28 protein-coding genes and 1 other RNA gene are annotated in these 25662 nt (G+C 52.5%); 13 read left to right on the top strand and 16 right to left on the bottom strand.

Annotated elements, in window-relative coordinates; translation table 11 throughout:
* Nucleotides 1-44: 44 nt before the first annotated feature.
* From rsgA to secB, 5 genes are all read right to left on the bottom strand, one after another.
* Nucleotides 45-1085 carry a ribosome small subunit-dependent GTPase A gene (gene rsgA, locus IE076_RS06080; RefSeq protein ID WP_189435882.1) on the bottom strand — a complete coding sequence of 347 codons (1041 nt, stop codon included), beginning with the start codon at nucleotides 1083-1085 and terminating at the stop codon, nucleotides 45-47.
* 248 nt (nucleotides 1086-1333) lie between these two features.
* Nucleotides 1334-2125, bottom strand: a complete 792-nt coding sequence (locus IE076_RS06075; RefSeq protein WP_189435881.1) for a protein-L-isoaspartate O-methyltransferase family protein — start codon at nucleotides 2123-2125, stop codon at nucleotides 1334-1336.
* A gap of 236 nt (nucleotides 2126-2361) precedes the next feature.
* On the bottom strand, nucleotides 2362-2814 hold the full coding sequence (locus IE076_RS06070; RefSeq protein WP_209008900.1) for a hypothetical protein: 453 nt from the start codon (nucleotides 2812-2814) through the stop codon (nucleotides 2362-2364).
* Between the two features lie 10 nt (nucleotides 2815-2824).
* A complete protein-coding gene (locus IE076_RS06065) occupies nucleotides 2825-3274 on the bottom strand; it encodes a hypothetical protein (protein ID WP_189436342.1) in 450 nt (149 codons plus the stop codon).
* A 146-nt stretch (nucleotides 3275-3420) separates the two neighbouring features.
* The gene (gene secB, locus IE076_RS06060; RefSeq protein ID WP_189435880.1) at nucleotides 3421-3936 is read right to left on the bottom strand and encodes a protein-export chaperone SecB; all 516 of its coding nucleotides are present in this window, start codon (nucleotides 3934-3936) and stop codon (nucleotides 3421-3423) included.
* Between the two features lie 231 nt (nucleotides 3937-4167).
* Here secB and IE076_RS06055 point away from each other — a divergent pair, with 231 nt between their 5' ends.
* Entirely contained in the window at nucleotides 4168-5523 is a 1356-nt protein-coding gene (locus IE076_RS06055) for an ActS/PrrB/RegB family redox-sensitive histidine kinase (RefSeq protein ID WP_189435879.1), read from the top strand.
* 131 nt (nucleotides 5524-5654) lie between these two features.
* On the top strand, nucleotides 5655-6200 hold the full coding sequence (locus IE076_RS06050; RefSeq protein ID WP_054664184.1) for an ActR/PrrA/RegA family redox response regulator transcription factor: 546 nt from the start codon (nucleotides 5655-5657) through the stop codon (nucleotides 6198-6200).
* A gap of 85 nt (nucleotides 6201-6285) precedes the next feature.
* Here the strand turns inward: IE076_RS06050 and IE076_RS06045 are convergent, their stop codons facing one another.
* Entirely contained in the window at nucleotides 6286-6924 is a 639-nt protein-coding gene (locus tag IE076_RS06045) for a septation protein A (protein WP_189435878.1), read from the bottom strand.
* Nucleotides 6925-7456: 532 nt separating this feature from the next.
* Between IE076_RS06045 and IE076_RS06040 the strand changes: the two genes are divergently transcribed.
* Entirely contained in the window at nucleotides 7457-8710 is a 1254-nt protein-coding gene (locus tag IE076_RS06040) for an MFS transporter (RefSeq protein ID WP_189435877.1), read from the top strand.
* A gap of 227 nt (nucleotides 8711-8937) precedes the next feature.
* Nucleotides 8938-9408 carry a DUF1499 domain-containing protein gene (locus IE076_RS06035; protein WP_189435876.1) on the top strand — a complete coding sequence of 157 codons (471 nt, stop codon included), beginning with the start codon at nucleotides 8938-8940 and terminating at the stop codon, nucleotides 9406-9408.
* 176 nt (nucleotides 9409-9584) lie between these two features.
* On the opposite strand, the gene IE076_RS06030 is transcribed toward IE076_RS06035, so the two are convergent.
* The 7 genes from IE076_RS06030 to ffs form a co-directional block, all read right to left on the bottom strand.
* Entirely contained in the window at nucleotides 9585-10292 is a 708-nt protein-coding gene (locus IE076_RS06030) for a class I SAM-dependent DNA methyltransferase (RefSeq protein ID WP_189435875.1), read from the bottom strand.
* A gap of 441 nt (nucleotides 10293-10733) precedes the next feature.
* Nucleotides 10734-11252 (bottom strand): GNAT family N-acetyltransferase, encoded by a 519-nt coding sequence (locus tag IE076_RS06025; RefSeq protein WP_189435874.1) that lies wholly within the window; start codon nucleotides 11250-11252, stop codon nucleotides 10734-10736.
* Nucleotides 11253-11495: 243 nt separating this feature from the next.
* The gene (locus IE076_RS06020) at nucleotides 11496-12014 is read right to left on the bottom strand and encodes a GNAT family N-acetyltransferase (RefSeq protein ID WP_189435873.1); all 519 of its coding nucleotides are present in this window, start codon (nucleotides 12012-12014) and stop codon (nucleotides 11496-11498) included.
* 114 nt (nucleotides 12015-12128) lie between these two features.
* Nucleotides 12129-12740: a recombination mediator RecR gene (gene recR, locus IE076_RS06015; RefSeq protein WP_189435872.1), complete on the bottom strand. Its 612-nt coding sequence runs from the start codon at nucleotides 12738-12740 to the stop codon at nucleotides 12129-12131.
* A 178-nt stretch (nucleotides 12741-12918) separates the two neighbouring features.
* Nucleotides 12919-13245, bottom strand: coding sequence for a YbaB/EbfC family nucleoid-associated protein (locus IE076_RS06010; RefSeq protein ID WP_189435871.1), 327 nt, complete (start codon nucleotides 13243-13245; stop codon nucleotides 12919-12921).
* An 80-nt stretch (nucleotides 13246-13325) separates the two neighbouring features.
* A complete protein-coding gene (locus IE076_RS06005) occupies nucleotides 13326-15197 on the bottom strand; it encodes a DNA polymerase III subunit gamma/tau (protein WP_209008898.1) in 1872 nt (623 codons plus the stop codon).
* Nucleotides 15198-15300: 103 nt separating this feature from the next.
* An RNA gene (gene ffs / locus IE076_RS06000) (signal recognition particle sRNA small type) lies at nucleotides 15301-15399 on the bottom strand.
* 192 nt (nucleotides 15400-15591) lie between these two features.
* Between ffs and nudC the strand changes: the two genes are divergently transcribed.
* The 5 genes from nudC (at nucleotide 15592) to IE076_RS05975 (ending at nucleotide 19429) form a co-directional block, all read left to right on the top strand.
* A complete protein-coding gene (nudC, locus tag IE076_RS05995) occupies nucleotides 15592-16557 on the top strand; it encodes an NAD(+) diphosphatase (RefSeq protein WP_189435869.1) in 966 nt (321 codons plus the stop codon).
* 61 nt (nucleotides 16558-16618) lie between these two features.
* Complete coding sequence (locus tag IE076_RS05990; RefSeq protein WP_189435868.1) at nucleotides 16619-17233, top strand: histidine phosphatase family protein; 615 nt, start codon at nucleotides 16619-16621, stop codon at nucleotides 17231-17233.
* A gap of 190 nt (nucleotides 17234-17423) precedes the next feature.
* The gene (locus IE076_RS05985; RefSeq protein WP_189435867.1) at nucleotides 17424-18098 is read left to right on the top strand and encodes a sulfate transporter family protein; all 675 of its coding nucleotides are present in this window, start codon (nucleotides 17424-17426) and stop codon (nucleotides 18096-18098) included.
* A 46-nt stretch (nucleotides 18099-18144) separates the two neighbouring features.
* On the top strand, nucleotides 18145-18621 hold the full coding sequence (locus IE076_RS05980; RefSeq protein WP_189435866.1) for a GNAT family N-acetyltransferase: 477 nt from the start codon (nucleotides 18145-18147) through the stop codon (nucleotides 18619-18621).
* 277 nt (nucleotides 18622-18898) lie between these two features.
* Nucleotides 18899-19429 (top strand): dihydrofolate reductase family protein, encoded by a 531-nt coding sequence (locus IE076_RS05975; protein ID WP_189435865.1) that lies wholly within the window; start codon nucleotides 18899-18901, stop codon nucleotides 19427-19429.
* Nucleotides 19430-19512: 83 nt separating this feature from the next.
* On the opposite strand, the gene IE076_RS05970 is transcribed toward IE076_RS05975, so the two are convergent.
* On the bottom strand, nucleotides 19513-19992 hold the full coding sequence (locus IE076_RS05970; RefSeq protein WP_189435864.1) for a hypothetical protein: 480 nt from the start codon (nucleotides 19990-19992) through the stop codon (nucleotides 19513-19515).
* Nucleotides 19993-20503: 511 nt separating this feature from the next.
* Here IE076_RS05970 and sdhC point away from each other — a divergent pair.
* Genes sdhC through IE076_RS05950 form a run of 4 tightly spaced genes read left to right on the top strand, consistent with a single transcriptional unit; the run spans nucleotide 20504 to nucleotide 23976 of the window.
* The gene (gene sdhC, locus IE076_RS05965) at nucleotides 20504-20902 is read left to right on the top strand and encodes a succinate dehydrogenase, cytochrome b556 subunit (protein ID WP_189435863.1); all 399 of its coding nucleotides are present in this window, start codon (nucleotides 20504-20506) and stop codon (nucleotides 20900-20902) included.
* An 11-nt stretch (nucleotides 20903-20913) separates the two neighbouring features.
* Entirely contained in the window at nucleotides 20914-21297 is a 384-nt protein-coding gene (gene sdhD / locus IE076_RS05960) for a succinate dehydrogenase, hydrophobic membrane anchor protein (RefSeq protein WP_189435862.1), read from the top strand.
* Between the two features lie 5 nt (nucleotides 21298-21302).
* Nucleotides 21303-23168 carry a succinate dehydrogenase flavoprotein subunit gene (gene sdhA / locus IE076_RS05955; RefSeq protein WP_189435861.1) on the top strand — a complete coding sequence of 622 codons (1866 nt, stop codon included), beginning with the start codon at nucleotides 21303-21305 and terminating at the stop codon, nucleotides 23166-23168.
* A gap of 25 nt (nucleotides 23169-23193) precedes the next feature.
* Nucleotides 23194-23976, top strand: coding sequence for a succinate dehydrogenase iron-sulfur subunit (locus tag IE076_RS05950; protein ID WP_189435860.1), 783 nt, complete (start codon nucleotides 23194-23196; stop codon nucleotides 23974-23976).
* Nucleotides 23977-24080: 104 nt separating this feature from the next.
* Here IE076_RS05950 and IE076_RS05945 read toward each other — a convergent pair whose 3' ends face one another.
* Nucleotides 24081-24767, bottom strand: coding sequence for an outer membrane protein (locus tag IE076_RS05945; RefSeq protein ID WP_189435859.1), 687 nt, complete (start codon nucleotides 24765-24767; stop codon nucleotides 24081-24083).
* Between the two features lie 249 nt (nucleotides 24768-25016).
* Nucleotides 25017-25616: a TetR/AcrR family transcriptional regulator gene (locus IE076_RS05940; protein WP_189435858.1), complete on the bottom strand. Its 600-nt coding sequence runs from the start codon at nucleotides 25614-25616 to the stop codon at nucleotides 25017-25019.
* Nucleotides 25617-25662: the final 46 nt, after the last annotated feature.

Genomic DNA, 25662 nt, shown 5'->3' with positions numbered 1-25662 from the left:
CTTATTGCGCTCCCACCAAGCAGCGGGAGCGCAGTAAAGGTGTTTTAGGTCTTGCCGTTGATTAGGCGGCTTTCGTTTTGTACGCGCCGGACCATTTTCGTGAAGTTTTTTGCGCGAGACCGCGACTGCGCCACGGTTTCGCTGTTGTATTGCTCTTCCCGTTCCAGCTTCTTCCAGCGTTTCAACCGCGCGGCGTCCAGATCACCGGCCTCGATCGCTGCCTGAATGGCGCAGCCCGGCTCTGTCTCGTGGCTGCAATCGGAAAACCGACAGTCTTCGGCAAGATCAACCAGATCCTGGAACACGGCGGAGACGCCATCGGCAACATCATAAAGACGCAAGGCACGCATGCCCGGCGTATCCATAAGCCAACGGCCTTCTCCAATGGGGTAAAGACACCGTGCCGTCGTGGTATGGCGCCCTTTGGCATCATCCTCGCGGATACCGGCTGTTCTGGCCTCAGACCCGCTCAAGCTATTGAGGATGGTGGACTTTCCAACACCGGAGGACCCGACAAGCGCTGCTGTTTGCCCAGCCTTCCACCAATCGAACAGTGGCATGATCTGAAACCGGTCGCGGGTATCAAGCGCAATCACTGGCAACAGCGGATCAACCTGCTGCACCTGCATCTCAAAATCGCGCGTATTCTCCACCAGATCAGCCTTTGTCAGCAAAACAACGGGCTGAATGCCCGCTTGCTGTGCAACGGCCAGATACCGCTCAAGGCGTGCAATGTTGAAGTCTTTGTTGCAGGAGGTGGTAATGAACAGCACATCCAGATTCGCGGCAATCAGCTGCGCACGCACGTCTTCGCCTGCAGCCCGTCGTTCCACGAGCGTCAGCCGGTCCAGAAGGCGCGTAACCTGAAAATGAGCGTCATAGACAACCCAGTCCCCAACCGCATAATTGCCGGTGGAGCCGTGGCCCGGTACGCTTAAGGAGATCTCTCCCTCGTCGCAGATGGCAATCATCTGGGTTCGGTGAACCTGCGTGATGCGCGCAACAGGAAGGGTTTGCAGCTCGTCATCAGAAAGCTGCATCATAAAGTGAGCTGACCAACCCAGCTCAATCAATTTATTGGACATTTATCTGCCTGAAATAGAACAGCACCAAAGGGTCGCCATAGCCAACGCATATGGACCCCAAAGTGGGTCAGGCAGGTAAGGCGTATTGCCTATTTAAACGAACCTGCCTGAGGCACCTTAATCACAATCATCAAACACCTCCTTTGGTTACGTTTCGGGAGTTACGCTCATGCGCAACATCAATGAGCTTATAGAGCCATCTGGTGTTTGGCAAGCCGGATTCCCCTGCGACATAGAGGTGTGGAGTATTACGAAGCCTCAAGCGCCAGATCGATCATTTTCGCGACATCCAGCTCGGTATTATCCAGCGCTTGCTCAACGAATCTGTTGTCGATCGTCATGTCATGAAGATCGGCCAGTTCATTGGCAAAGGCGCTGTTCTTGTAGTCTCGGCTGGTAACAAACGAACAGGGTGAACCAACCTTAAGGTCACAGGACTTCTTCTTCCGCTTCAGGATCACAAAATAGCCGTGCCCCCAGCTGTCGGTGAAGGGAAACACGATCTGCCCGCGCATCTTGGTGTTGCGGTAAAGTTCGGCAGGAATGGTGGTGGTGCCGTAACAAAGATAGGTCCGGTCCAGCGATGTGCCGGGATACTTTGCATGCACATTCGCGAGGCCCTGCAAGTTCTTGCGGCATTGATCCCGCAGCTTTTCGTGGGGCTCATCAAAATAAACAGTGCCCTGAGGCCCAACAATATGCGCGATGATTGCCGTGAAATAACCAAGGCCAGAGCCGGATTCATAGACCGTCATGCCCGGCTTAAGGTCTGACCAGTTGAAGATCTGCGCCCAAAGAGACGGTTGCCCGGTATTGATACGGTCCTCAGGCACCAGCTCAACCAGCATGTCCTGATAAAGCTCAGCGGGGTCCCGCAAAACAGCTCTGCGCCCATATCCGGGGGTCGTGATGGCAACATACCACGGGGGAGGGAACAGGAAGTCCTCCTTGCGCACATTGGCAAAGGCATCAAGCAGCAACGCCCGGTTTCCACCACGCAGATTATAGCAAACTTCCAGTGCGTAAGCGTTCTCAGACATCAGAAAATCCGCGGTCTCAACAGAAGAGAAAAGCCAATGTGCATTTCCCGAGAGCAATTAAGGACCAGTTGAAACGAGGGGCCAAAGTTGAACAAAGGCTCATGATGCAGAGCTTAGTCCGCTCCATTGGCAACGCCCCTACGCCATGTCGTTAGGGCAGCGCAGCCAGTGAACACCAGAATGAGCCAATCGTAAACACTGGAAAGGAGCGCGCAGCAAAATCAGGGCTGCGTCTATCAGGGTCTGTCGTAGATGTAAGAAGCGCAGAAGTTTGGCGCGCTATGCATGTTGTCCACGCTTCCCGGTGGCGGATCGCCGTCAAAAACGTCAATCTCGAGCATGTTGTCACCGGGAGAAACCAGAACAAGATAGCCGTCTGTCGTGTCTGGTCCACAAAGCGTGTTGTCACGGATCAGCCTGAGGTGCTCGGCCCCCGTAAAACGATAGAGATTGGGAACGTCACCGGGAAATGGTTCGATCTGCAAAACACTTCCACTGGCCATGGTGATAGATGTCGGAGTGACAATGATATCGCCTGTGATGCTTTGCGCTGTGGTGCTGAAAGCCTCCCACCGTTCACCAGTCTCATTTGCTGCATCTATTGATGAGGCAGAGACAGGTAGAGTGGAAAGGAGCAGGGCCCCCATAAACACAGAGGTCAGGCCAGAGTTCATCGTGAAACGCGCCATGCATCCGCCCCTATGACTTGTTGTAGGTAAACGACCCGCAGAACCCGGGTTGCTGATCAACGCTTCTGCCAGCAACTGGTGGCTCATCTCCGCCAAATACGTCAATCACAAGAAAGTCTTCCTGCGAGCGGTCAATAATCATGTAGCCGGAATCAACGCCATCCTCACAAAAGTGCTTGCCTTCGGGTAGGTCGAGAGAGGATGCGCCGGAGAAGGTAAAGAGGTTTGGGGTATACCCTTCAACACCTGCAATGGTGAGAACACCCGCATCACCCATCTCAATGGCGCCGGGAGCCAGAATGATGTTGCCGGTGATCTGCTCGGCAGAATAGCTGTAGGCGTGCCAGTCCTCAGGTCCGGCAATATCCGGCTCCTGTGCAAGGGCGCTGACAGGTATTATCAAAAGGGCGGCAACGCCCAGTTGACCAATGATCTTCTGAAATCTTGGATGCCGCGTCATAAGTCTCAAAAGGCCTCTATCCGTTAGCTGCGGCTATCCTAGGTGGCGAACATAAACATCTTCCTAGATCGAACTATCGAATTGCAGGCAAAATAAAAGCCACACTGGAACCCAGCGTGGCTTCAAAAAAGTCCCGGAAGAAAGCCTTAGTTGAGCTTTGCTTCGCCGTTGTCTGCAGGAGCAGCCTGCTGAGACTGAGCTGCCTGAGCAAGGTTCTGACGGTACAGAGCCGCAAAATCGATTGGGTCCAGCAGCAGTGGAGGGAAGCCGCCATTGCGTGTGGTATCTGCAAGAATGTTACGTGCAAACGGGAACAGCATGCGTGGGCATTCTATGAGAATGAACGGATGCATATGCTCCTGAGGAACACCAGTGATCTGGAAAACGCCACCGTAAACGAGTTCAACAGCAAACAGAACCTGCTCGGCAGTGTTCGCTTTTGCGTTCAGCGTGATAATGACTTCGAACTGGTTCTCGTCAATTGGAGTCGCACCAACGTTTACGTTGATGTCCAGCTTAGGCTGTTCACCCGGCTGCAGAGACTTCGGAGAATTAGGGTTTTCGAAAGACAGATCTTTAATGTACTGAGCCAGGATGTTCATGCCTGGAGCAGCTGCTTCACCCTGTTCACCCTGTGCACCGGCAGTATTAGCTTCACTCATATCGTTTTTCCCGTGTCGCAATAAAAATCACTGGTACAACACACTGTCACTCACGAGCGTATGTTTGCCGTACCTGCGCAACTAAATGGTGGCTAACATGCCGCAAAGGCGGATACAAGGCTATGCTAACATTTCAGCCTCAAAACAGGGCAGTTCTGCCTTATAACCCATTGGCAAGTGGATCACCTGTGATTTATGAAGGGCCTTTATGACCTATTGGAGCGAGAATAAATGATAAGTACACCGGACGGACAGTCGCGTCTGTTGGACCCGCAGATCAAGCTGGATACGCTTGTGCGCCTGCGCTGGTTGGCAGTCGTTGGGCAAACTGTCTCTCTACTTGTGGTGCACTATCTGCTCGACTTCCCGCTGCCCATTGGCTACGGCTATGTTCTCGTTGCTGCATCAGCCTGGCTCAATGTCATCCTGAAAATCCGCTGGCCATCAAGTACGCGCATTTCCAAAAATGCAGCTGCCACCCAATTGGCTTACGATATCATCCAGTTAGGTGGTCTGTTCTACCTCACTGGTGGGTTGGGCAACCCGTTCTGTTTTCTCATTCTCGCTCCTGTTGTTGTCTCCGCAACCGCGCTGTCTGCCCGCAATACCATCATCCTCGGTGCACTTGCCGGAGCAGTCGTCACACTGCTCACTGCCTTCCACATGCCGCTGCCGTGGTATGACGGCACGCAGATTGATCTGCCGCCTCTGTACCTCGTTGGTGTCTGGTTCTCGCTCATGTGCTCCATGTTCTTCATGGCAACATATTCCCTGCGCATCGCAGAGGAGGCTCGCCAGCTCTCCAATGCACTGGCAGCCAGTGACATGGTTCTGGCCCACCAGAAGCACCTGTCGGCGCTGGACGGCCTGGCAACAGCCGCTGCGCACGAACTAGGGACACCGCTGGGCACCATCTATCTGACCGCAAAAGAGCTCTCCACGGAGTTTGAGAAGGGTGACCCATTGCGTGAAGATGCTGAGCTGGTTTATTCTCAGGCGGCACGCTGCCGTGAGATCCTCAAGAAGTTGACCAGCCTCTCCAGTGATGCCGATCAGGTATTCCAGCGCATGCCGATCTCGCTCCTCCTGTCAGACGTCTCCGACCCTCACCGGGGCCTCGGCATCGACATCAAGGTCAAGGCAGAAGGCACCGGACCAGAGCCCGTTGGCGTCCGTGACGCGGCTATCAGCTACGGCCTTGGCAATCTCGTTGAAAACGCAGTTGATTTCGCGGAAACCACCGTTCTTTTCGAAGCAAAGTGGGACGACAAATCAGTCGAAATCTTTATTTTGGATGACGGTCCGGGCTTCGCGCCAGACGTGCTTGCAAGGATGGGTGAACCCTATGTTTCCAAGCGCTCTGCACCTGCAATCTCGGAGGATGGAGCGGAAGAATTTGAAGACGAAAAGGACCGCCAGTCAGGCGGCGGGCTGGGTCTAGGCTTCTTTATTGCCAAAACATTGTTGGAACGATCTGGCGGAAAGGTGAATTTTCATAATCGAAAAGATCCAGACCACGGAGCACTGGTTCATATTCGCTGGCCACGTGAAACTATGGATCAGGGAGCGCAAACTCCAGAAACCTGAGAGTAAATCTCTAGGTATCCTAGTAAAAATACTTTAGCGAAATCTGGCTATAAAGGCTGTTGGGAACTTCCCTTAAACGAAAAATATACTAAAGTGACCTGTGAATACCGTAGATTAATCGGACCTGCAAAATGACAGAACCAGAAGTTGCACCTCTTGGACGCCTTCTAATCGTTGATGACGATCGTGCATTCCAGCAGCGCTTGGAACGTGCGATGCAGAAACGGGGTTTCCAGACGGAAACCGCAGATGGCGTAAGAGAAGCGCTGAGTAAAGTTGCAGCACAGGCACCTGATTATGCTGTCGTAGACATGCGCCTTGAAGATGGCAGCGGTCTGGACGTGGTTGAAGCCATCCGTATGAAGAAGCCGGACGCGCGCGCAATCATCCTGACCGGCTATGGCAACATCGCAACCGCTGTGACCGCCGTAAAGCTTGGCGCGATTGACTACCTCGCAAAGCCTGCTGATGCAGATGATATTCTGGCAGCGCTGACCCGCCGTCCAAACGATAAGGCTCCACCACCAGAAAATCCAATGTCCGCTGACCGCGTCCGTTGGGAGCATATCCAGCGCGTCTACGAACTGTGTGATCGCAACGTTTCAGAGACCGCTCGTCGCCTGAACATGCACCGCAGAACGCTGCAGCGCATCCTGGCAAAGCGCGCACCGCGCTAATCCGGAAAACACTGCTATAAAACACAAAAAGCGCGGCCCAAACCGCGCTTTCGTTTTGTCTGCATTCTGTAGAAGTGAGAGAGCTTTAGCTCTTCTCTTCGCTCTCAAGGCTGTGCTTCTGGATCAGCGGAAGCTGCATCATGGTGAAGACCATGGTGATCGGCATAAACCCGAAGACCTTGAAGTCCACCCAGAAGTCGGTCGAGAAGTTACGCCAGACAATCTCATTGATCAGCGCCAACACAAAGAAGAACAGGCCCCAACGCATAGTCAGCTTGCGCCAGCCTTCTGCGTCCAGCTTGAAGGCACTGTCAAACACGTATCCCAGCAACGACTTACCGAAGAACAACCCGCCCAGCAGAATCGACCCGAACAGGGTGTTCACAATGGTTGGCTTGAGTTTGATGAACAGCTCATCCTGCAAGTACAGGGTCAGCGCGCCGAACACGAGCACCACCACGCCGGAAACCAGCGGCATCACAGGCAGATGACGGGTCATCACGTAGGAAACTGTGAGGGAGATGGAGATCGCCACCATAAAGGCAGCGGTCGCAATAAAGATCGGCTGACCAAGTGCTCCCAGTGTCGGAAACATCTCGGCAAGCTGTTCGCCTCTGGAATTGGCGATGAAGAAAACGCCCAATGGACCGAGCTCTAGAGCCAGCTTTAAAAGTGGCGTAGGTTCTTGGCGCTCAGTGGTTTGCGTAGAGCGTTCTGAATTCATCTGCAAAGGCTTCCTTTTGTTGCTTTTCTCCCGCTACGAGAGATTTAAGCAGCAATTTTGCTATTAAAAGGGCAATTAAGAGTGAAATTGCGAAATCGTCAAGTTTTATGGCACTGATCTACCCGATTTGAAGGCCTAAAGCCTTAAATTTGCGTGCATCTTTTCGCCTAAAGCCCATTCTATCCGCCGCAAACAACAAATGTCGCCTGCCCAGTATATGCCGAGACAGGATGACGCGTATGCTGTTCGCCTGCCGGTCAACTTGATTAAAACACTGCCAATTTTGATATGATAGCATCGATAATCTTCTGATTTGTTGGAGATGGAATGAGGGGCCCGCTCCGTATAATGGAGTGGTCTTGCTCTCTTGCATGGCGTTCCGGCACACCTTGCCAATGCGGGCTCTATTGAGGCGCACCACGACATACCCGCCACCTTACTCGGCATGGGTAGGCAGTCCAGTTGGCACGCAGCAAGCCGCAATGCCTTATACAAGCTTGGACTCGTCACCAAGCTTATCAGGAGTTACTTCATGTCTTTTATGGCCAAGGTAGCGTTGTTGTTTGTGGTCTTTGTTGACCTGATCAGCCAGGGACTGGTTTTCCCGATCGTCAATGTCTTGATCATGGACCCCACGACCAACTTCCTGGCCTTCGATACCCCCGATTCAATCCGCCATGTCAACTATGGCCTCGTCATAGGGCTATTCTTTCTCGCGTGGTTTGTAGGGGTTATCTACCTCTCAAAGGCGTCAGACAGCATTGGCCGAAAATTTGCACTTCAGATCTGTCTGGCAGGCGCATTGATCGGCTACACCATCACCATCATCTCGCTTTATGTTGGCAGTCTGTGGTTGTTGATCCTGGGCCGTATGATCACGGGCTTTTCTGCCGGAAATCAGGCTGTTGCACAGGCAGCGATGGTTGACGCCAGCGAAAACGAAATCGACCGTGACCGCAATATGGGCTACATCATCTTGGGCGTCAGCTTCGGCCTTGTCGGCGGACCAATTATCGGGGCGGCCCTGTCTGGCCAGCAGTTCATCGGCCACTACGCGAGCTTTACGCTACCATTTTATGCAACGGTCGTTCTGGTGCTCATCGCCATGGGGCTGGTTGCGTTCTTCTATCATGATGTACGCGAAGACCGGGAGCCATTCAGGTTTCATGCCAAGGATCTTTACAGCGGCTTGGTGCGCGTGAAAGACTTTCCGCTGGTCATGAGAATACTTCCCGTTTTCATCTGTTTCATGATCGCAAACCAAACCTTTTTCGTCTTTGTCGTCAACTACCTGACCAGTGCGTTTGGCTACGGTGAAGTGGGCGGCAGTTTCGCGATGCTTGTCGTTGGTGTAGCCCTCGCAATCTCCAGCGGCCTGCTGGTCAAACCTGCGCAAAGTCTTTTTGGCCGCAAGCGTCTTGTGTGCACAATGCTGACCATAATGGCACTTAGCGTCTTCACATTCGCGCTCGTCCCCACGGCCATCTTGAGCATGTTCCCCTTGTTCCTTTACTTCTTCTGCTTCGGCGTCACATACCCAACGATCTTGGGCTTCTTCTCCGGCAGCGTAGGGGAGGCAGATCAGGGTTGGGTAATGGGCATCAGCACATCCATACTCTGTTTGACCGCAGGAGTGATGGCTCTGATCGGCGGCGGATTAATGAGCATCGACATTCAGTTGCCATTCTTCATCGCGGCAGCCTCAGTGCTTTTCGCCTTCCTGCTGATCCTGACCACTTGGAACCAACCGGCACTTAAGAAAGTGATTGGCGTGACGACCAAATGAACCCGTTCCAGACGTTGCACCTAGCTGAATGACCGACATCTGGAGCACTTGCAAAGCAGCGGCCAGTGAAAAATACTGGCCACGCGGTGTCCGATAACCTTTCGGCCCCGCTTCTAGTCTTTACTGTGGTTCTGGTATTGGGACAAAGTCGCCAGCGCTCTCAGAATGAGTTATGCTTTATGCAAGTGGGATAACTGAAAACGATGATATTTAAAGGTCTTTCAAAGATGGCAATTATTGCAATTCTGCTGGTCGCACTTGTCGTTGGTGTCACAGCAAAGATGATCTGGCAAAACTCCAGAGTGCCTGACTATGTGGGCGTGCAGGATGGCCAGTTTGCCCCACTGCCCAAATCCCCGAATGCAGTCTCCTCGCAAACACAGGAAACAGCATCCCGCCACGTTGACCCACTGCCTATGCTTGCCACACTTGAAGCAACCCAGGCTGCACTGGCAGACACACTGCAGGAGATGGGTAGAAACAAAGTAAGAAAGGCAGAAGGCCCATACATGCATGCCGTCTTCACCACCGAACAGATGGGCTACAACGATGATGTAGAGCTCTGGATTGATGAGCAGGCAGGCGTCGTCCACTACCGCTCACAGTCCCGCGTCGGCTACAGCGATCGAGGCCTTAACAAGACCCGTTATGATCGTTTCAGCAGCATTTACAAAGGCTTTGCAAACACAGAAGGGTGACACAAACCAACGAACACGCCTGTGAGTGTCGCAGAGTCAATATCCCTATGAAATGAAACGTGGTTTTGCCACAGCTAGTGCAGTTAAACTGACTCTGCGGGAGAAATCCCGCAGAAATCCTAAGACTTACAGGCCTGTAAGTTACCAGTGACAGTGAAGTTCCTGCAAAGGACGACCTAGGCGCTACTGTGCCTCTGGCATTTGAGGAAGATAAAACTGGGGTTCTTCTGAAGTCTCTCATAATGGAGAGGAGATCGCTTCTTCATCTCGGCAGAAGGCGTTCCTTCGCGCAGGTCCAACACACACAACCCAGCCCCGGCAAGCCAGCCGAACAGCATGGAGAGCGGGCGGCGATAGAAGCTCAATTCAATGGGATCGCCAATAACCCCCCACTCCATCGTCACATACTCCTGACGTAGATAGGTGCCACTCGGGGAGAATTGCGCATCAAGAAGCGGATGGACCGTTGAAAACACGAAGAAACCACCCGGCTTCAGCACCCGCGCGATATCCTGAAGAAGCTTACTCGGATCTTCGATGTAATGGATCACCAGCGGACAGATCACCAGATCAAAATCACCGTCCAGCTGATCCGGCAGGCCCTCAGACAGATCAGCGCTGTAGCATTTCACGTGATCTCCGAGCTTCTCTTTTACCAGTTTCAGCATCTGCGCGGACTCGTCAATGCAAGTCACATCCGCACCATGCTCATGTAAAAACTGCGCATACACACCCGGTCCGCACCCCAAATCCAAAACCTTCAGCCCTTGCAGTGGAGGCAGCATGCCAAGCAACGTTGGCCGCTCCAGCAATGCATAGTAAACGTTTTCCTGAAGTGCCTCGTCATATTGTTCGGCAAACTCGCTATACAAACGAGATATCATCTGCACACTCCGCACCAAAAGCATACTCCGGAAACGGACCTCCGGTCATAATCTGGAAATATGCGATAAATCAATGATTTAAAGCAGCTTGAACCAACCAGAAAAAAGGGAAATATCCTTTAAACTCTCTGTGTCTGCCACGCAGCCAGAAAGCTCTTGTACAACTATAACGAGGGAAATCTGTGACCTGATAACGGCAGTCTCAAGCCCATATCACAGCAATTACATGATACCTGCCACCATGCCTACTGGATCCCACACCAAGTGTGGGATGCCGTCGATGGAGCACCGCGGCCAGAGTGTATCGCGCCCTATGCACCTGCCCTCCTACCCGTCATCCCGGACAAGCGCAGCACAGATCCGGGACCCAGAGCGTCAAACTCAAAAGTGAATGGTTTGCTCAGAGCCTAATATGGCCCCACATCGCAGCACTCAGCCCACTCAAACCAAATCATATCGCTTACAAATCCGGTCTACCAGTGTCCCGTCAGCAAGTGGAACGGCTTCCAGCACCTTATAGTCTTTGAAACCACGAGAGCTGTAGTCGGCGAGGCCGCCGGTGTTGTCGGCGCGGATGGTGGCGTTGATGGCGATAAGGCCCTTGCCTTGTAGCCCTGCCAAAGTTGCTTTGAAGAGTGCACCACCAATCCCGCTCTTATGCAAGCCGGGCTTCACGAAGGTACCGATATCGACCCAGTCAGCAGGAATATCTCCGTAGTGGCTCGCGGTTTGGAACCCAAGCGGCTCGCCGGTTTCTTGGTCAATCGCACAAACGCTGCTCTCCAGCAAATCAATTTCAAGAAACCACTCGATGAATTCTTCCGTGCTCAGTGGTTTCTCAAGTCCGGTTGTCCCCCCGATCTCGATGATCCGATTAAGTAGAGCAAGTAGCCCATTCACATGACTACGCTCTGTTTTGCCTACGATAAATCGAGTAGCCGTTGCTGAAGGTGTGTTCATACCAATATTCCTATTCAGAGCAATAAATGAGCGAGTGCGTGGCAGGTTCTGACTAGATCCTGCATCAAGTGCGGGATGACCTACAGAAGTTAGCTCCACCAAATGGAACCGCGCCCCAACGAGCCCCCGAGTGTCTCCCGGACAAGCGTAGCGCAGGTCCGGGACCCAGAGCATCACATGCAAAACTAAGAGCTTTCACCGAAGCAACTTCGGTAAGGATGTGTTGGAACACTCACTCCAAACTCACGCTAAGTCAAACTGCATATAAACTCGATCTACTGGCGTCCCATCATCGAGTGGTACTGCCTTCTCTCTCTTATATTCTTTAAACCCACGAGAATTGTAGTAGGCGAGACCGCCTGTGTTGTCGGCGCGGATCAGGGCGTTCAGGGCCTTGAACCCTTTGCCTTCCAGTCCTTCCAAAGTTGCCTTGAAAAGCGCACTACCGATTCCGCTTTTATGCAGCCCAGGCTTCACAAAGGTGCCAACCTCAACCCAGCCAGCGGGAACGTCTTTGTAATGCCCTGCGATCTGGAAGCCAAGCGGCTCTCCACTCTCGCGGTCAATCGCGCAGACGCTGGTCTCCATCAAATCACCATCAATGAACATGCTGATGAACTCACCTTTGTTCATCGGCTTTTGCATTGAAGTTGTTCCGCCGATCTCGATGAGTCGGTTGAGCAGAGCGAGCAATTCGTTTGCGTCATTAAGCTGGGTGCTGCGGATGAAAAATCGGGTAGGCGTTGCGACAGACGTGTCCATATCAATATTCCTGTTCAGCGCAAAAAATGCGCAATATTCTCAAACCAACGCACATAACAACGCAAACGCCCGCCGCCCCAATAATCCCCCCATAAGAGCCGATCAAGAAACCCGCTAAAACTTTGTTCTTGCTCGCAAAGCTTGTGCCAATGTGCCTTCGTCAAGGTAGTCCAGTTCCCCGCCAACCGGCACGCCATGCGCCAAACGGGTCACTTTCACACTTTCAAACCGCGCAAGTTGGTCTGTAATGAAATGCGCAGTTGTTTGTCCTTCAACGGTCGCGTTGACCGCGAGGATAACTTCTTTCACACTGCCGTTTTCAACACGCTCAATCAGCTTGGAGATGTTCAGGTCATCCGGGCCAATGCCGTCAAGCGGAGACAGGGTGCCGCCGAGGACATGATAATGCGCGCTCACAGCAGATGCCCGCTCCAGCGCCCAAAGGTCAGAGACGTCTTCAACCACCACGATGGTGGAGCCATCCCGGCGCGGATCTGAGCAGATAGTACAAGGATCGCAGGTGTCCACAGTGCCACATTCAGAGCAGATGCCAACCTGATCAACCGCCACACCCATAGCTTCCGCCAGCGGGATAAGGAGTTGATCTTTCTTCTGAACCAGATGTAAGGCAGCGCGTCTGGCAGAGCGCGGACCAAGGCCCGGCAGCTTGGAAAGCAACTGAATTAGGCGTTCAATTTCGGGACCAGCAACCCTGCGTGTACTCATCGAAAATCTATGCTCTCTGCGAGAAAGAAAAGGCTCCCGCAAAGTCGGTTTGCGAGATAGTGCCAGAGAAACTATGCCCGCCTTAAGAGGCGGGCAAGAGGGAATAAACCCGTTTCAGGTCAACTGCCAAATCGGCGCAGGGTCGCGGTGTTTTGGCAACAGGTAAAGCCTGAAGAACTTAGGAGCCGAACGGGAGTTTCATCCCAGCTGGCAGACCCATGCCGGACATCAGGTCCTGCGTGCGCTCCTGTACCAGCGCTTCGCCTTTTCCCTTCGCATCATTATGCGCAGCGAGGATAAGATCTTCCAAAATCGCAACTTCATCGGCCTTGATGAGAGACGGATCAATCTTCAAGCCAGTCATCTCACCTTTACCATTCAGAGTAACGGTGACCATGCCTGCACCTGAGGTTCCCTCAACAGAAAGCTCGTTCACAGTCTCCTGAAGCTCGCCCATTTTTTCCTGCATCTGCTTGGCTTGCTTCATCATTTTAAGAAAGTCCATCGACTCGCTCCTTAAACGTCTATTGAGCGCATGTCAGCGCTTCTTCTATTCTTCTCATCAGGTTTCATATCACAGAAACCTTAGAAATCTTGGGTGAAATCTATCGAGTCCATGTCTTCTATGTCGACAGTCTCGGACGCCTCTTCAAGGGGGAGATCTTCCTCCTGCTTCAAAATGCGGACATCAACAACCTTCGCACCGGGAAAGGCAGAGATAAGTTTCACCACTTCCGGATCAGAATGCGCATCAGAAACCAACTGCCTTTGGTTAGCTTCTTTTTCTTCATGTAAAGTCGGTCGGCCTTGCTCGCGGCTAACCGCAACAATCCAGCGACGACCTGTCCATTCTGTCAGCTTTCGGCCCAGTTCGCCAGCTGCATCAGGTGTCGCAATGTCGGTCGGCTGCACCTCAATGCGGCCCGGCTGGAAGTTGACAAGTCGCAGCGCACGCTCCACGGAAACCTTGACCGGAATGTCCTTCATACGGGCGGCAAGCTGGGCAACCTCAGCCCATGAGCGAATCGCAATCTTCTCGTTAACTTCCTCGGCCTGTCGCATCTGCGGCGCTGATTGCGGTGCAGACCCAACGGCTTGCGTCATCGGTTGGCCACCAGCAACAGCGCGTAGCTGAGGAGCGGACCCTCCACCGGAGGAACTCGCGCTGGCGCTTGAGCCGCCGCCACCTTGCGGGGCGATGCCGGTTGGTGCGCCGCCGCGGGCAGGGGAGAACTGGCCGGACTTCAGCAGCTTCAAGGCTTCTTCCGGATCAGGCAGATCAGAGGCGTAGCACAAGCGCACCAGAACCATGTCCGCCGCAGCCAATGGCTTGGGCGCGTTCTGCACTTCATTAATCCCCTTCAGCAATATCTGCCATGTTCGGGAAAGAATGCGCATGGAAAGCTTGTCTGCAAACTCCCGCCCACGCTGCCGCTCACTCTCGGTCACAGAGTTCTCTTCACCCGCCTTCGGTACCGCTTTCAGGCGAGTCACCAAATGGGTAAAGTCTGCAAGGTCAGAGAGGACAACTGCCGGATCGGCGCCAACATCATACTGGGCTTTGAGCTCACCAAGAGCGCTGGCAATGTCGCCGCGCATCACATGCTCAAACAAATCTATCACCCGGCTGCGGTCGGCTAGGCCAAGCATCTGGCGCACTTCATCCGCTTCAATCCGGCCCGCACCATGTGCAATCGCTTGATCTAAAAGGGATAAACTGTCACGGGCAGAACCTTCACCCGCCCGCGCAATCAGCGTCAAAGCCTCATCGGTGATTTCTATCCCCTCTTTGTCAGAGATGCTGCGCAGCAGGGAAACGAGCGTAGAACTCTCGATCCGGCGCAAGTCAAACCGCTGACAGCGGGAGAGGACAGTTACAGGAACCTTACGGATTTCTGTGGTCGCGAAGATGAATTTCACATGCTCCGGCGGCTCTTCCAGCGTCTTCAACAAACCATTGAAGGCCGACTTGGAAAGCATGTGCACTTCGTCAATGATGTATACTTTGTAACGTGCACTCGCAGGCCGATACCGCGCCGCTTCTGTGATCTCGCGAATATCGTCAATACCTGTGTGAGACGCTGCATCCATTTCGATAACGTCTACATGACGACCTTCCATGATCGCCTGACAATGCGTGCCGATTTTATCTAAGTGTATGGTAGGCTTATCGATTTCACCCGGTAGGTCGTAGTTCAACCCACGGGCCAGAATACGGGCAGTCGTTGTTTTGCCAACCCCGCGAACCCCGGTCAGCATCCAGGCTTGCGCAATACGTCCAGTCTCAAATGCATTCTGCAGAGTCTGAACCATCGGTTCCTGACCATATAGGTCGTCAAACGTGCTCGGTCGGTACTTACGGGCGAGAACGCGATAAGCACCATCGCTGCTGCTGGAAGAACCATCTTCCGCGCCTGTTGTCGTCTGGTGCTCTTGCTGAAGGTCTATTCCGTCCATATCGCCCAATTCCTCGGCCAATTCAAAGGCAAGGTAAAACTTACTCCCGGCCATTCAAGACGAAGACCGGCCGCTTGTCGAGTATGGGCGCGGGGAAAATTAGGTGGGAGGCTGGCACGATGACCCGTGCCATGGACTCGTTAGGGCTGCTTCCTTCCGGATCTGACCCGGTTGGCGAGTGGCTCGTCCACCACCAACCTCCCGCTCGTGTATATGGGCGTTTTGCAGTTATTTTGCAAGCGTTCATTGATGCTTACCGCCCGCTACTGTGGACGAGACTGTGAATCTACACAGAGTTCTGCCAAATCAGAAATCAGAAAATACTGTCACACGATTGCAATTCGGTGCTATCTCGGGTTCACTTCACGGAATTTTATAATTTAAGGAATTCATAATGCTGGCCGAGATTACTGAGGTTTACGATGCCTCTGCAGCGCTCTGTTATTCTGCTGATTCGCTCAATCGCTGTGGTGCAAAACGTAAGGATGTTGAGTGGGTTACGACGCTCAAGGCCAGTTCTGACGCACGTTTTCTTATTCAGGCAAACGACAGTTTCATCTGCAATCAGGAGCAGGTGAACGAGCCATTTATTCATTCAAATGAGATGCTCAAGCGGCTTAATATTGCTGATGCGCTGACCATCTTCCTAGGGATCGACGAGGGCGATGGGGACCGCCCATATTTTGGCGTCCGCTACGCGGCAGATCCAGAAACCCTTGATAAAGCACTGGAAAAACTCGGGCCATACGCAGCCTACGGACTTCGCGGAATAGCTATGAAGTCTGCTGCAAGCAAAAGAGTGCTCGGAATGATGGCACAAGCGGCCTCCGTCGGCAGGTGGCATGTAACCCATCAGATGTGCTCTAAATGCGGTGAGCCTACTGAAGTTGTCGAGGCTGGGTATCGCCGAGATTGCCCATCGTGCTCAGGCCAGCATTTCCCAAGAACGGACCCAGCGGTTATAATGATCATCACCCATGGGGATAAGTTCCTGTTGGGCCGCCCGTACCATTTGATGGAGAATGTCTATACTACGCTGGCAGGATTTGTGGAGCCAGGCGAGACCTTCGAAGATGCCGTCCGCCGTGAAGTTTTCGAAGAAGCAGGCATCAAAGTTGGTAAGGTGGAATATGTCGCCAGCCAGCCATGGCCGTTCCCGTCGAATATTATGATCGGATTCCATGGCGAGGCGCTGACGACGGACTTGAATATCGATTATGAAGAAATGGAGGATTGTCAGTGGTTTTCCAAAGAGGAGACACTGAAGATGCTCCGAGGCGAGGCGGAGTCAGGTCTATTTTGTCCCCCTGATATCTCCATCGCGCATTATTTGATCAAGAAATATACCGAGGAACAATGACCCATGGTCGAATAGAGCCAGTGGTTATTTAACAGGTGCCTGATGGCACCGGGGAGGTGCCATGACTTACTGTATATATCTGACTCACCCGAACGTTGATATCGATCCGGCAGCCCCGGTCTCGCAATGGGATTTGTCGGATAAAGGTCGGGAACGTCTGGAACAAGGCCTGCGCCAACCGTGGCTTTTGGAAATTGATCACGTCATTTCCAGTCGCGAAAAGAAGGCGATCGAAACAGGTCAGATCATCGCAAACCACTTAGGGATGGAGCTGATCACGGCCCCAGACCTTCATGAAAATGAACGCGGCGCCACTGGCTTCATTGAACCTGAGGAGTTTGAACGTGTTGCAGATGAGTTCTTCAGCCGGCCTGCAGTAAGTGTCCGCGACTGGGAGAGGGCATTGGATGCTCAAAGCCGTGTCGTAGCCGCTATCAAGCAAGCACTAACGACAATACCGAATGGAGAGCCCGTCCTTTTTGCTGGTCACGGAGCCGTGGGAGCACTCCTCAAATGCCATCTGGCCAATACTGCAATCGACCGTGCTCTCGATCAGCCGTCAAATGTGGGTGGCGGGTGCTGGTTTCGCTTTGACCCAGCGGACCTTGAAGCCTGTTCTGCTGATATTGATGGCCTGAAGTGGCAATTGTTCGACGAGCTGGAGCTTGCCCAGTAAGCTTGGAATCTAATGGTATCAGCTCTTGTTGCCGACTGGGAAATGCTTATCTAAGACGTAACTCCGAAAAGCGCTCTGTGAATTTCGGATCAAATTACGCATAAAGCAACGACTTGGAGCAAGAAGTGTGACCGAGAGGGAACGCATCCCGCTCTGAGTGCCTTCTGTTTTCATGAATTTGGCGCAAGAGATGTTATCGGCAGCAATAAAGTCATTTTCTCAGGTTTTTGAACCGCAGTTCAGAAGCATATTTTTCAAAGCCCTCGGGCTGACATTGCTTCTTCTCCTCGTAGTCTGGATCGCCATTCAGGGCGTTGTCGGCTATTTTATCGATCTGCCGCAGGATTGGCAGGACATCACGGTAGGTATCGTGACTGGCATCGGCGCGTTGATTGGGCTTGGGTATATCCTTGCACCAGTCTCGGCTATGGTCGTGGCCTTCTATCAGGACCAGATTTCAGAGCTTGTTGAAGAGAACTCCTATCCTGAAGACAGGAGAGGCAAAGCGCTGCCGCTTGGCGAGGCAATTGTTACGGCGCTTCGTTTCGTCGGCGTCGTAATCGTCGCCAATATCTTCGCTTTGATGCTGTTCTTCATTCCTGGCGTCGGTCAGATCGCATTCTTGCTGGTAAACGGATATCTGCTTGGCCGTGAATATTTCGAGTTTGTGGCAATGCGTTTCATGTCAGTGCAGGAGGCAAAAGCCTTTCGGAAATCGCAGGGCGGAACTGTGTTTGCTGCAGGTTTGATCGTCGCATTCGTTCTTGCAATTCCAATCGTGAACCTGATCACCCCGCTGTTCGCGACAATTTTCATGGTGCATGTCTTCAAGACACTCCGCACACGACGGAATTTGGCCGTCTAGAGCCTAATAAAACTACAATAAAACGAAATAACTGGAAATAGCTACCTTGTCTATTCGAAGCTTTATTGCTGATGATTTAAGCTGGACGCATGCTCTGAATGAAGAGCACGCAATTGAACTTTCCTCTCTGACACGGGGTGGATTCACCGGTCTGATTGATAAGGCTACCTATGTAAGGGTCGCCGAGAAAGAGGCGGGTCTGCTGATCGCCTATGATCAGGACGGAGAGAATTCCTCTATCAACTTCAAATGGTTCTGCGCCGACTACCAGAACTTCCTCTATGTGGACCGCATTGTAATCTCCAAAGCCGCACGCGGGCTGGGCATCGCGCGTAAGCTCTACAGCGATTTGTTCAACTTCGCCAAGGAAAATGGATATGAGCGCATCGTCTGTGAAGTGAACTCAGCTCCCCCAAATCCCGCATCAGACGCATTCCACGCTTCACTAGGCTTCCAAATCGTCGGAGAAGCAGAACTGGAAGGCAACGGAAAGTCGGTCAGGTACATGGAAAAGGTGCTCTAGAAACGGCTGTTTTGTGAGATTTCAGGGGGTGTATGGCTTAGTGTTGTGGCTGAAACAACGCAGCAGCGTCATTCAGCACTGCGCTGATCCGGTCGTGAGGCCAAATGGATTGACCCTGCCAAGTTTCTGTTTCAACATGCCTGCAAGCTCAGCCAGCTTCCAAACAATGAGGAGGACTCTGTCAGTGAACAACTAAGGCATCCAAGACCTACCCGGAAACACTCCTGCGTCCAGCGTGGGCGGTGTTTGATGCCTATTCGTTTTTGATGGAGTCTTTATGAGACGCATTATCTATGACGTCGCCGTAAGCCGCGACGGTTTTATCGCTGGCCCAAACGGCGACATTTCAATCTTCCCACACACCGGTGATCATGTAGACGCCTATAATGCACGCTTAGCAACCTATGATACTGTGATCATGGGCCGCCATACCTATGAGTTCGCGTACGCGTTTGGCCTCCCTGCGGGGGCAAGAGCGTACCCACATATGCGCCATCTGATTTTCTCTGAGGGAATAACCCTCCCTGCAAGCGCAGAGGTTGAGACTGTGCGAACAGATTTCGCAGCGCAAGTTGCTGCGCTCAAAGAAGAGCAGGGTGGGGACATCTATCTTTGCGGCGGCGGAATGTTCGCAGGCCTGCTCGCTGCAAATAAATTGATCGATGTGATGCGTTTAAAAGTAGCCCCCGTCCTCTGTGGGTCCGGAACGCCCCTGTTCGCCAATGTCGCCGAAACTATCAACCTCACATGTATCTCCTCAACGCTCTACGACAGCGGCGTGGAGTACTGCGAATTCACCTTACATTAGTTCGTGAGCCGAGGCGGAGCAGCCAATGCTTGCCCCGCTTCAGTTCGTCAGCCAATAGAAGATACAACTCAGGTAACTAAGCTCTAATCCCGAGCTTCGGTCAGTGTCCAACCTTTGTTCTTCCATCCCTCAGCAGAGAATTTGATCATGTCTGAGGTGCGGATAAGGTACCCTGGAAGCTTTACTCTGTTGCCTTTACTCGTGTTAAACTCGAGATCCAGATCGAATTTTCCTCCGAGCTTTTTGATCAGCGCTGAACCACCGCCTGCGACACTACCCGATGAGACATAAATGAAATTCACTCGGTCGCGTATGGCAACCGACGCCGCAGCAAAGCTGATCATATAACCAAGTCCTTGCCGTGTCGGATTGGTGGTCATGTAGCCTTCCTGAGCCCACACTCCATTTGGCATTAGAATATTTTCGCCGGGTTCGTAAGCGATATGGTCTGCGTAGCAAACGCTGGAGGTTAGGGTGTTGTCACCGTCATAGACCCCCTCCATACAGTTTAGCTGCTCGTCAACGCGGAAAGTATGTAGGCCTTTTGACCATGCATAGCTCATCTTATTCTCCTTCTTCTTTTCGCTCGATGATGAACATCGATTGAAACAGAGACGCGTGAGGCGTAGGCCTGTGAAATCTGAAGGAGATTTTCTGAGGTTGGATGTAGTGTTTGAGATCCTTAAACAGGAACTCAGAAGACGCTGCTCTGAATTGATAGGGGCGGACGGTGAATGAGCAATCAAATCGAGCAACGTTTACGTAAACGTAATGTTACTTTAAGTTATTTTCTGAAAAATATTGCATAATTTCAGTGAAATAAAATACGACCCTAAAACTCAAGATAGCAAACTGATAGAGTCCTGTTACTTAATCAGGTGAAAACCAACAAAGTTTGCACCGCAAATTCTAATCATTTCGGCCAATTTTTATGGCAAACCGAGTAGAAAAAGCATTTAGTCGCATAGGATGCTTTGACGCACCTCGAAACTGACGGTATTAGAACCTCATACAACGCCTTGTTTTGTTACGTTTACGTAAGCGTAACTATAACTAGGGACGGGAGAGAGATTTATGGCGAACGCTGACCTCAAGGCCAACAGGCCATTGTCGCCCCATCTTCAGATCTATAAGCCGATCGTGACGATGGTGATGTCTATTTTGCATCGCATCACCGGTGCTGCGCTTTACTTCGGAACGATTTTGATGGCGTTCTGGCTAGTCTCTGCTGCAGCAGGGCCTGATTCCTATCAATTCGCAATGGATGTATTCGGTTCCTTCTTGGGCCGTCTTATCCTCTTCGGATTTACTTGGGCTCTTGTGCACCACATGATCGGTGGCCTTCGCCACTTCATCTGGGACATGGGCCACGGCTTCGACTTGCCTACTGCGAACTGGATGGCTCGCGCAACAATCGTTGGCTCCGTAAGCCTCACAGTGATCCTCTGGATCATTGGCTACATCGTCGCTTAAAGGAGAAACCAATGTCCGATATGCGCACCCCCCTCGCGAAAGTACGCGGCTTGGGTTCTGCCAAAGATGGTACGACACATTTCTGGCGCCAGCGTGTAACCGCTGTAGCCAACGTATTTCTGATTTCCTTCTTTGTTATCCTCGTTATCGCACTGCAAGGTGCCGACTATGCGAGTTTCACAGAAGCGCTTCAAAATCCGTTCATTTCTATCTTGCTGCTACTGGTGATCCTTGTTGGTTGCCTGCACATGAAACTGGGCATGCAAGTCATCATCGAAGATTACATTCACTCTGAAGGCCTCAAACTCCTTCTGCTCATGGGTAACATTTTCTTCGCCTCTATTATCGCACTCAGCTCAGTCGTTGCAGTGCTTAAAATCAGCTTCGGAGGCTGATCTCAATGGTTGAACAAACCGGTGTATCAACAGCGCCAAGCCAGAGCGGTAAGGCCTATGAGTTTGTAGACCACAAGTTTGACGTTGTGGTTGTTGGTGCTGGCGGCGCGGGTCTCCGTGCAACGCTTGGCATGGCAGAGCAGGGTCTTAAAACAGCTTGTATTTCCAAGGTGTTCCCAACCCGCTCCCACACTGTGGCAGCACAGGGTGGTATCGCAGCCAGCTTGAAGAACATGACGCCAGATTGCTGGCAGTGGCATATGTATGACACTGTAAAGGGCTCTGACTGGCTTGGTGACACCGATGCGATGGAATACCTCGCACGCGAAGCACCAAAAGCTGTTTATGAGCTTGAGCACTACGGTGTGCCATTCTCCCGTACCGAGGAAGGCAAGATCTATCAGCGCCCATTCGGCGGCCACATGCAGAACTACGGCGAAGGTCCCCCGGTACAGCGCACTTGTGCTGCTGCTGACCGGACTGGTCACGCGATCCTGCACACGCTGTATGGCCAGTCTCTGCGCCACAACGCTGACTTCTTCATCGAGTACTTCGCACTTGATCTGATCATGTCAGAAGAGGGCGTATGTGAGGGCGTGATCGCCTGGAACCTCGATGACGGCACAATCCACCGTTTCTCTGCGAAGATGGTTGTTCTGGCTACTGGCGGTTACGGACGCTCTTACTTCTCAGCAACGTCCGCTCACACCTGTACAGGTGATGGCGGTGGTATGATCGCCCGTGCGGGTCTGCCTCTGCAGGATATGGAGTTCGTTCAGTTCCACCCAACCGGCATCTACGGCTCAGGCTGTCTGATCACAGAAGGTGCGCGCGGTGAAGGTGGTTACCTCGTAAACTCCGAAGGCGAGCGCTTCATGGAGCGTTACGCACCTTCCGCCAAAGACCTTGCGTCTCGCGATGTTGTTTCCCGTTGTATGACGATGGAAATCCGCGAAGGCCGTGGTGTTGGCAAAAACAAAGACCACATCTTCCTGCATCTGGATCACCTCGATCCTGATCTGCTGGCTGAACGTCTTCCGGGCATCTCCGAAAGTGCACGGATCTTCGCAGGCGTTGATGTGACCAAGGAGCCGATCCCGGTACTGCCAACCGTTCACTACAACATGGGTGGCATTCCAACCAACTACTGGGGTGAAGTGCTGAACCCGACCAAAGAAGATCCAAACGCAATTGCGCCAGGTCTGATGGCTGTTGGTGAGGCAGGGTGTGCGTCAGTTCACGGAGCAAACCGTCTCGGCTCCAACTCCCTGATCGACCTTGTTGTGTTTGGCCGTGCAGCTGCAATCCGTGCTGGTGAAGTTGTTGACCGTGAAGCTCCAATTCCAGAGCCGAACGAAGCGTCCTCCCAGAAAATCATGGCTCGCTTCGACAAGCTGCGCTTTGCTAAGGGTTCCACCCCAACAGCGGAGCTGCGCCTGAAGATGCAGAAAACCATGCAGGAAGACGCTGCCGTGTTCCGTACTCAGGAAAGCCTTGAGCAGGGATGTAAGCGCATCTCCGCGATCTGGGATGAAATGAGCGATCTGCACGTTTCCGACAGCTCCATGATCTGGAACTCCGATCTGGTCGAGACGCTTGAGCTTGAAAACCTCATGGCCAACGCAATCACCACTGTTTACGGCGCTGAAGCCCGTAAAGAGAGCCGTGGTGCGCACGCTCGTGAAGACTATAAAGATGGTCCTCTGGGTGGTCGTGATGACGAAAACTGGCGTAAGCACACCATCTCCCACCTCTCCGAGGATGGTAAGGTGACCTTGAGCTACCGCCCAGTGGTTCTTGAGCCGTTGACCACCTACGAAGAAGGTGGCATCGACATGAAGAAGATCGCACCGAAAGCCCGCGTCTACTAAGGCGCCGAAACCAGGAGTAAACGTTATGGCTGAATTCAAACTGCCAAAAAACTCCCGGATGGGAGAGGGCAAGGTCTGGCCGAAACCAGAAGGCGCCACCAACACCCGTGAGTACCGCATCTACCGCTGGTCTCCGGATGATGGCCGCAATCCACGCATCGACACCTACTATGTTGATGCTGACGAATGCGGCCCAATGGTTCTGGACGCGCTCATCTACATCAAGGACAAGGTCGACCCAACACTGACCTTCCGTCGTTCTTGTCGTGAGGGTATTTGTGGTTCCTGTGCGATGAATATCGACGGAACCAACACACTGGCATGTACAAAGGGTGCTGACGAATGCTCTCACGAGATCGTCAAAATCTACCCTCTGCCGCACATGCCTGTTGTGAAGGACCTTGTACCGGATCTGACACGCTTCTACGCGCAGCACCGTTCTATCGAACCATGGCTGAAGACCTCCACACCTGAGCCTGAAAAAGAATGGCTGCAGTCCTACGAAGACCGCCAGAAGCTGGATGGTCTTTACGAGTGCATTCTGTGTGCTTGCTGCTCCACCTCCTGCCCAAGCTACTGGTGGAATGGCGACCGTTACCTCGGCCCTGCTATCCTTCTGCAGGCCTATCGCTGGCTGATCGACAGCCGCGACGAGGCGACTGGTGAGCGTCTGGACAATTTGGAAGATCCGTTCCGCCTATACCGCTGCCACACCATTATGAACTGCTCTCAGGCATGTCCAAAGGGTCTGAACCCTGCAAAGGCAATTGCTGAGATCAAAAAGATGATGGTCGAGCGTCGCGTCTAATCAACGCGTGGCGCTAAAACAGCTGCCTGAATACAAGAAAGCCGCCTCGCTGAAACGAGGCGGCTTTTTTCAATCTGGGCCCAAGTGCTTAGAGCTTTCAGGTCCTAGAACTTATAAGTCAGTCCAATACGGAGCGTATCGCTGTCAATGTTCTCTTTGAAGCGCGTGGTGCCAATCGTGAAGCTGCGGCCCGGAAACACAATTTGCTCGTAGTCCAGACGCACAAGAAGGTTTTGGGTCACGAAAATCTCAACGCCTGCGCCACCAACATAGCCAAACATGGTGTTGCTGTCGGTGCCGGGACCAAAGTTAGGATTGGAGACCCGGAACGTGGAAACAGCTGCACCACCATTCACGTAAGCTAAGAAACGGCCATAGGTCAGACCCACGCGTGCCTTTGCAGAAACGAAGTAATCCGACCTCAAAGCAAGGTTTCCGCGTGAACGCTCGCCAAAGGCCCAGTAGGCGCCTTCGCCTTCGACCCCGATCAGGAAATTCTCATAGGTGTAGTTGTAACCGCCATACAGGCCGACAGTCCCGCCGTTATACTCTGAGCCACTGTTGTTGAAGCGATTGGTGTCGTGGAGGCGCGCCCAGCCGCCATGAATGCCCACGTAGGCACCATCCCAGATGTAGACAGGTACAATCTCCGTCGTTTCGATAAATTCCTCGCTGTAAGGATCAAAAGGTTCGTCCACCCCGACCCCAGGTGGGCTTTCAACAGCAAAGGAATGGCCGCTGAAGCTGAGCAATCCCAATACCGCAAACGCAAATACTCTTAAGCGACTCATTGGTGCCCCCAAAATACGCTAGAGGATGACACGGCCAAAAATTCAGACGTGATAGATAACTTGATACAACTAAGTCTAGAACTGTGGTCTTTATAAATACTTGATTTTAAAACAGAAAAATCACTCAGAAGCTCGTCGTAAATGACAGGGACGAGAAGGAGTATTTATGAATTTCAAGGGGGCTAAATCTGCAAGTCTTACAAAACAGTCAACGTGCCTCAGGCCCGGTTACTAAGAATCAACTCGTTCTCAGCGGTGCTCAACGCCCCTGAGAACGAGCTTGATCACACCAACGCATTCCTTGCGCTGAATGTCATAGGGTTCGTGGCTATAGAGTTGAGGAAAGCGAAATTTCATCGTCGCAGCATGAATGTGCCGCGCCACTTGGCTCACTTCACGCAAATCAAACTCTTCTGCCAGATTGCCAGAGTGCAGGATCGTGTGCATTGGTTGGCGTACCAGACGGAATAGCTCTTCAAAGTCCTCAGGGCGCTTCTGCTCCAGAACCCGTAGGCAATCCGCGAGACCTTGGTTGTGTTCCAGCAGCCGGTAGGTCTCTTCAAACTCCATCAGAAGAAATTTGCTGAGCCGAGCGGAGGCGCTTGCATTGGTATCAGTCGCGGTTTCAAGGCGTGCCACAAGTTTCGCAACTTCCGCCGCAACAACGGCGCAAACAAGCTCTAGCTTGCTCGGGTAAAAGTTATAGATGTGTGCCATGGATATACCGGAGGCATCAGCTATCTCGCTCACCGAAGTCTTCTTGTAGCCTTGGGAGAGGAACGCATCTCGGGCGGCGCTGAGTAGGTCGGCAGCACGGCCCTTTGCAGTCAGGATTTCTGCGATGAACATTTAGGTTTCCGGCACTGAAAAAACAAGAGTTTATTCAGTAATCATG

It is taken from the genome of Pseudovibrio japonicus, from assembly GCF_014651595.1.
Classification (GTDB): Bacteria; Pseudomonadota; Alphaproteobacteria; order Rhizobiales; family Stappiaceae; genus Pseudovibrio; species Pseudovibrio japonicus.
This window is presented reverse-complemented; position numbering and strand designations above follow the sequence as displayed.

Excerpts from the sequence above, each read along its gene's own strand:
- IE076_RS06045 (WP_189435878.1), bottom strand. The coding sequence starts at position 6,924 with ATGAATTCAGAACGCTCTACGCAAACCACTGAGCGCCAAGAACCTACG.
- IE076_RS05990 (WP_189435868.1), top strand. The coding sequence starts at position 16,619 with ATGACTTACTGTATATATCTGACTCACCCGAACGTTGATATCGATCCG.
- IE076_RS06010 (WP_189435871.1), bottom strand. The coding sequence starts at position 13,245 with ATGGACTTTCTTAAAATGATGAAGCAAGCCAAGCAGATGCAGGAAAAA.
- sdhA (WP_189435861.1), top strand. The coding sequence starts at position 21,303 with ATGGTTGAACAAACCGGTGTATCAACAGCGCCAAGCCAGAGCGGTAAG.
- sdhD (WP_189435862.1), top strand. The coding sequence starts at position 20,914 with ATGTCCGATATGCGCACCCCCCTCGCGAAAGTACGCGGCTTGGGTTCT.
- IE076_RS06040 (WP_189435877.1), top strand. The coding sequence starts at position 7,457 with ATGTCTTTTATGGCCAAGGTAGCGTTGTTGTTTGTGGTCTTTGTTGAC.
- sdhC (WP_189435863.1), top strand. The coding sequence starts at position 20,504 with ATGGCGAACGCTGACCTCAAGGCCAACAGGCCATTGTCGCCCCATCTT.
- IE076_RS06030 (WP_189435875.1), bottom strand. The coding sequence starts at position 10,292 with ATGATATCTCGTTTGTATAGCGAGTTTGCCGAACAATATGACGAGGCA.
- nudC (WP_189435869.1), top strand. The coding sequence starts at position 15,592 with ATGCTGGCCGAGATTACTGAGGTTTACGATGCCTCTGCAGCGCTCTGT.
- secB (WP_189435880.1), bottom strand. The coding sequence starts at position 3,936 with ATGAGTGAAGCTAATACTGCCGGTGCACAGGGTGAACAGGGTGAAGCA.
- IE076_RS06020 (WP_189435873.1), bottom strand. The coding sequence starts at position 12,014 with ATGGACACGTCTGTCGCAACGCCTACCCGATTTTTCATCCGCAGCACC.
- rsgA (WP_189435882.1), bottom strand. The coding sequence starts at position 1,085 with ATGTCCAATAAATTGATTGAGCTGGGTTGGTCAGCTCACTTTATGATG.
- IE076_RS05945 (WP_189435859.1), bottom strand. The coding sequence starts at position 24,767 with ATGAGTCGCTTAAGAGTATTTGCGTTTGCGGTATTGGGATTGCTCAGC.
- IE076_RS06075 (WP_189435881.1), bottom strand. The coding sequence starts at position 2,125 with ATGTCTGAGAACGCTTACGCACTGGAAGTTTGCTATAATCTGCGTGGT.
- IE076_RS05940 (WP_189435858.1), bottom strand. The coding sequence starts at position 25,616 with ATGTTCATCGCAGAAATCCTGACTGCAAAGGGCCGTGCTGCCGACCTA.
- IE076_RS05985 (WP_189435867.1), top strand. The coding sequence starts at position 17,424 with ATGTTATCGGCAGCAATAAAGTCATTTTCTCAGGTTTTTGAACCGCAG.
- IE076_RS06070 (WP_209008900.1), bottom strand. The coding sequence starts at position 2,814 with ATGGCGCGTTTCACGATGAACTCTGGCCTGACCTCTGTGTTTATGGGG.
- IE076_RS06050 (WP_054664184.1), top strand. The coding sequence starts at position 5,655 with ATGACAGAACCAGAAGTTGCACCTCTTGGACGCCTTCTAATCGTTGAT.
- IE076_RS06005 (WP_209008898.1), bottom strand. The coding sequence starts at position 15,197 with ATGGACGGAATAGACCTTCAGCAAGAGCACCAGACGACAACAGGCGCG.
- IE076_RS05970 (WP_189435864.1), bottom strand. The coding sequence starts at position 19,992 with ATGAGCTATGCATGGTCAAAAGGCCTACATACTTTCCGCGTTGACGAG.
- IE076_RS06065 (WP_189436342.1), bottom strand. The coding sequence starts at position 3,274 with ATGACGCGGCATCCAAGATTTCAGAAGATCATTGGTCAACTGGGCGTT.
- IE076_RS05975 (WP_189435865.1), top strand. The coding sequence starts at position 18,899 with ATGAGACGCATTATCTATGACGTCGCCGTAAGCCGCGACGGTTTTATC.
- IE076_RS06035 (WP_189435876.1), top strand. The coding sequence starts at position 8,938 with ATGGCAATTATTGCAATTCTGCTGGTCGCACTTGTCGTTGGTGTCACA.
- IE076_RS06025 (WP_189435874.1), bottom strand. The coding sequence starts at position 11,252 with ATGAACACACCTTCAGCAACGGCTACTCGATTTATCGTAGGCAAAACA.
- IE076_RS05950 (WP_189435860.1), top strand. The coding sequence starts at position 23,194 with ATGGCTGAATTCAAACTGCCAAAAAACTCCCGGATGGGAGAGGGCAAG.
- IE076_RS06055 (WP_189435879.1), top strand. The coding sequence starts at position 4,168 with ATGATAAGTACACCGGACGGACAGTCGCGTCTGTTGGACCCGCAGATC.
- recR (WP_189435872.1), bottom strand. The coding sequence starts at position 12,740 with ATGAGTACACGCAGGGTTGCTGGTCCCGAAATTGAACGCCTAATTCAG.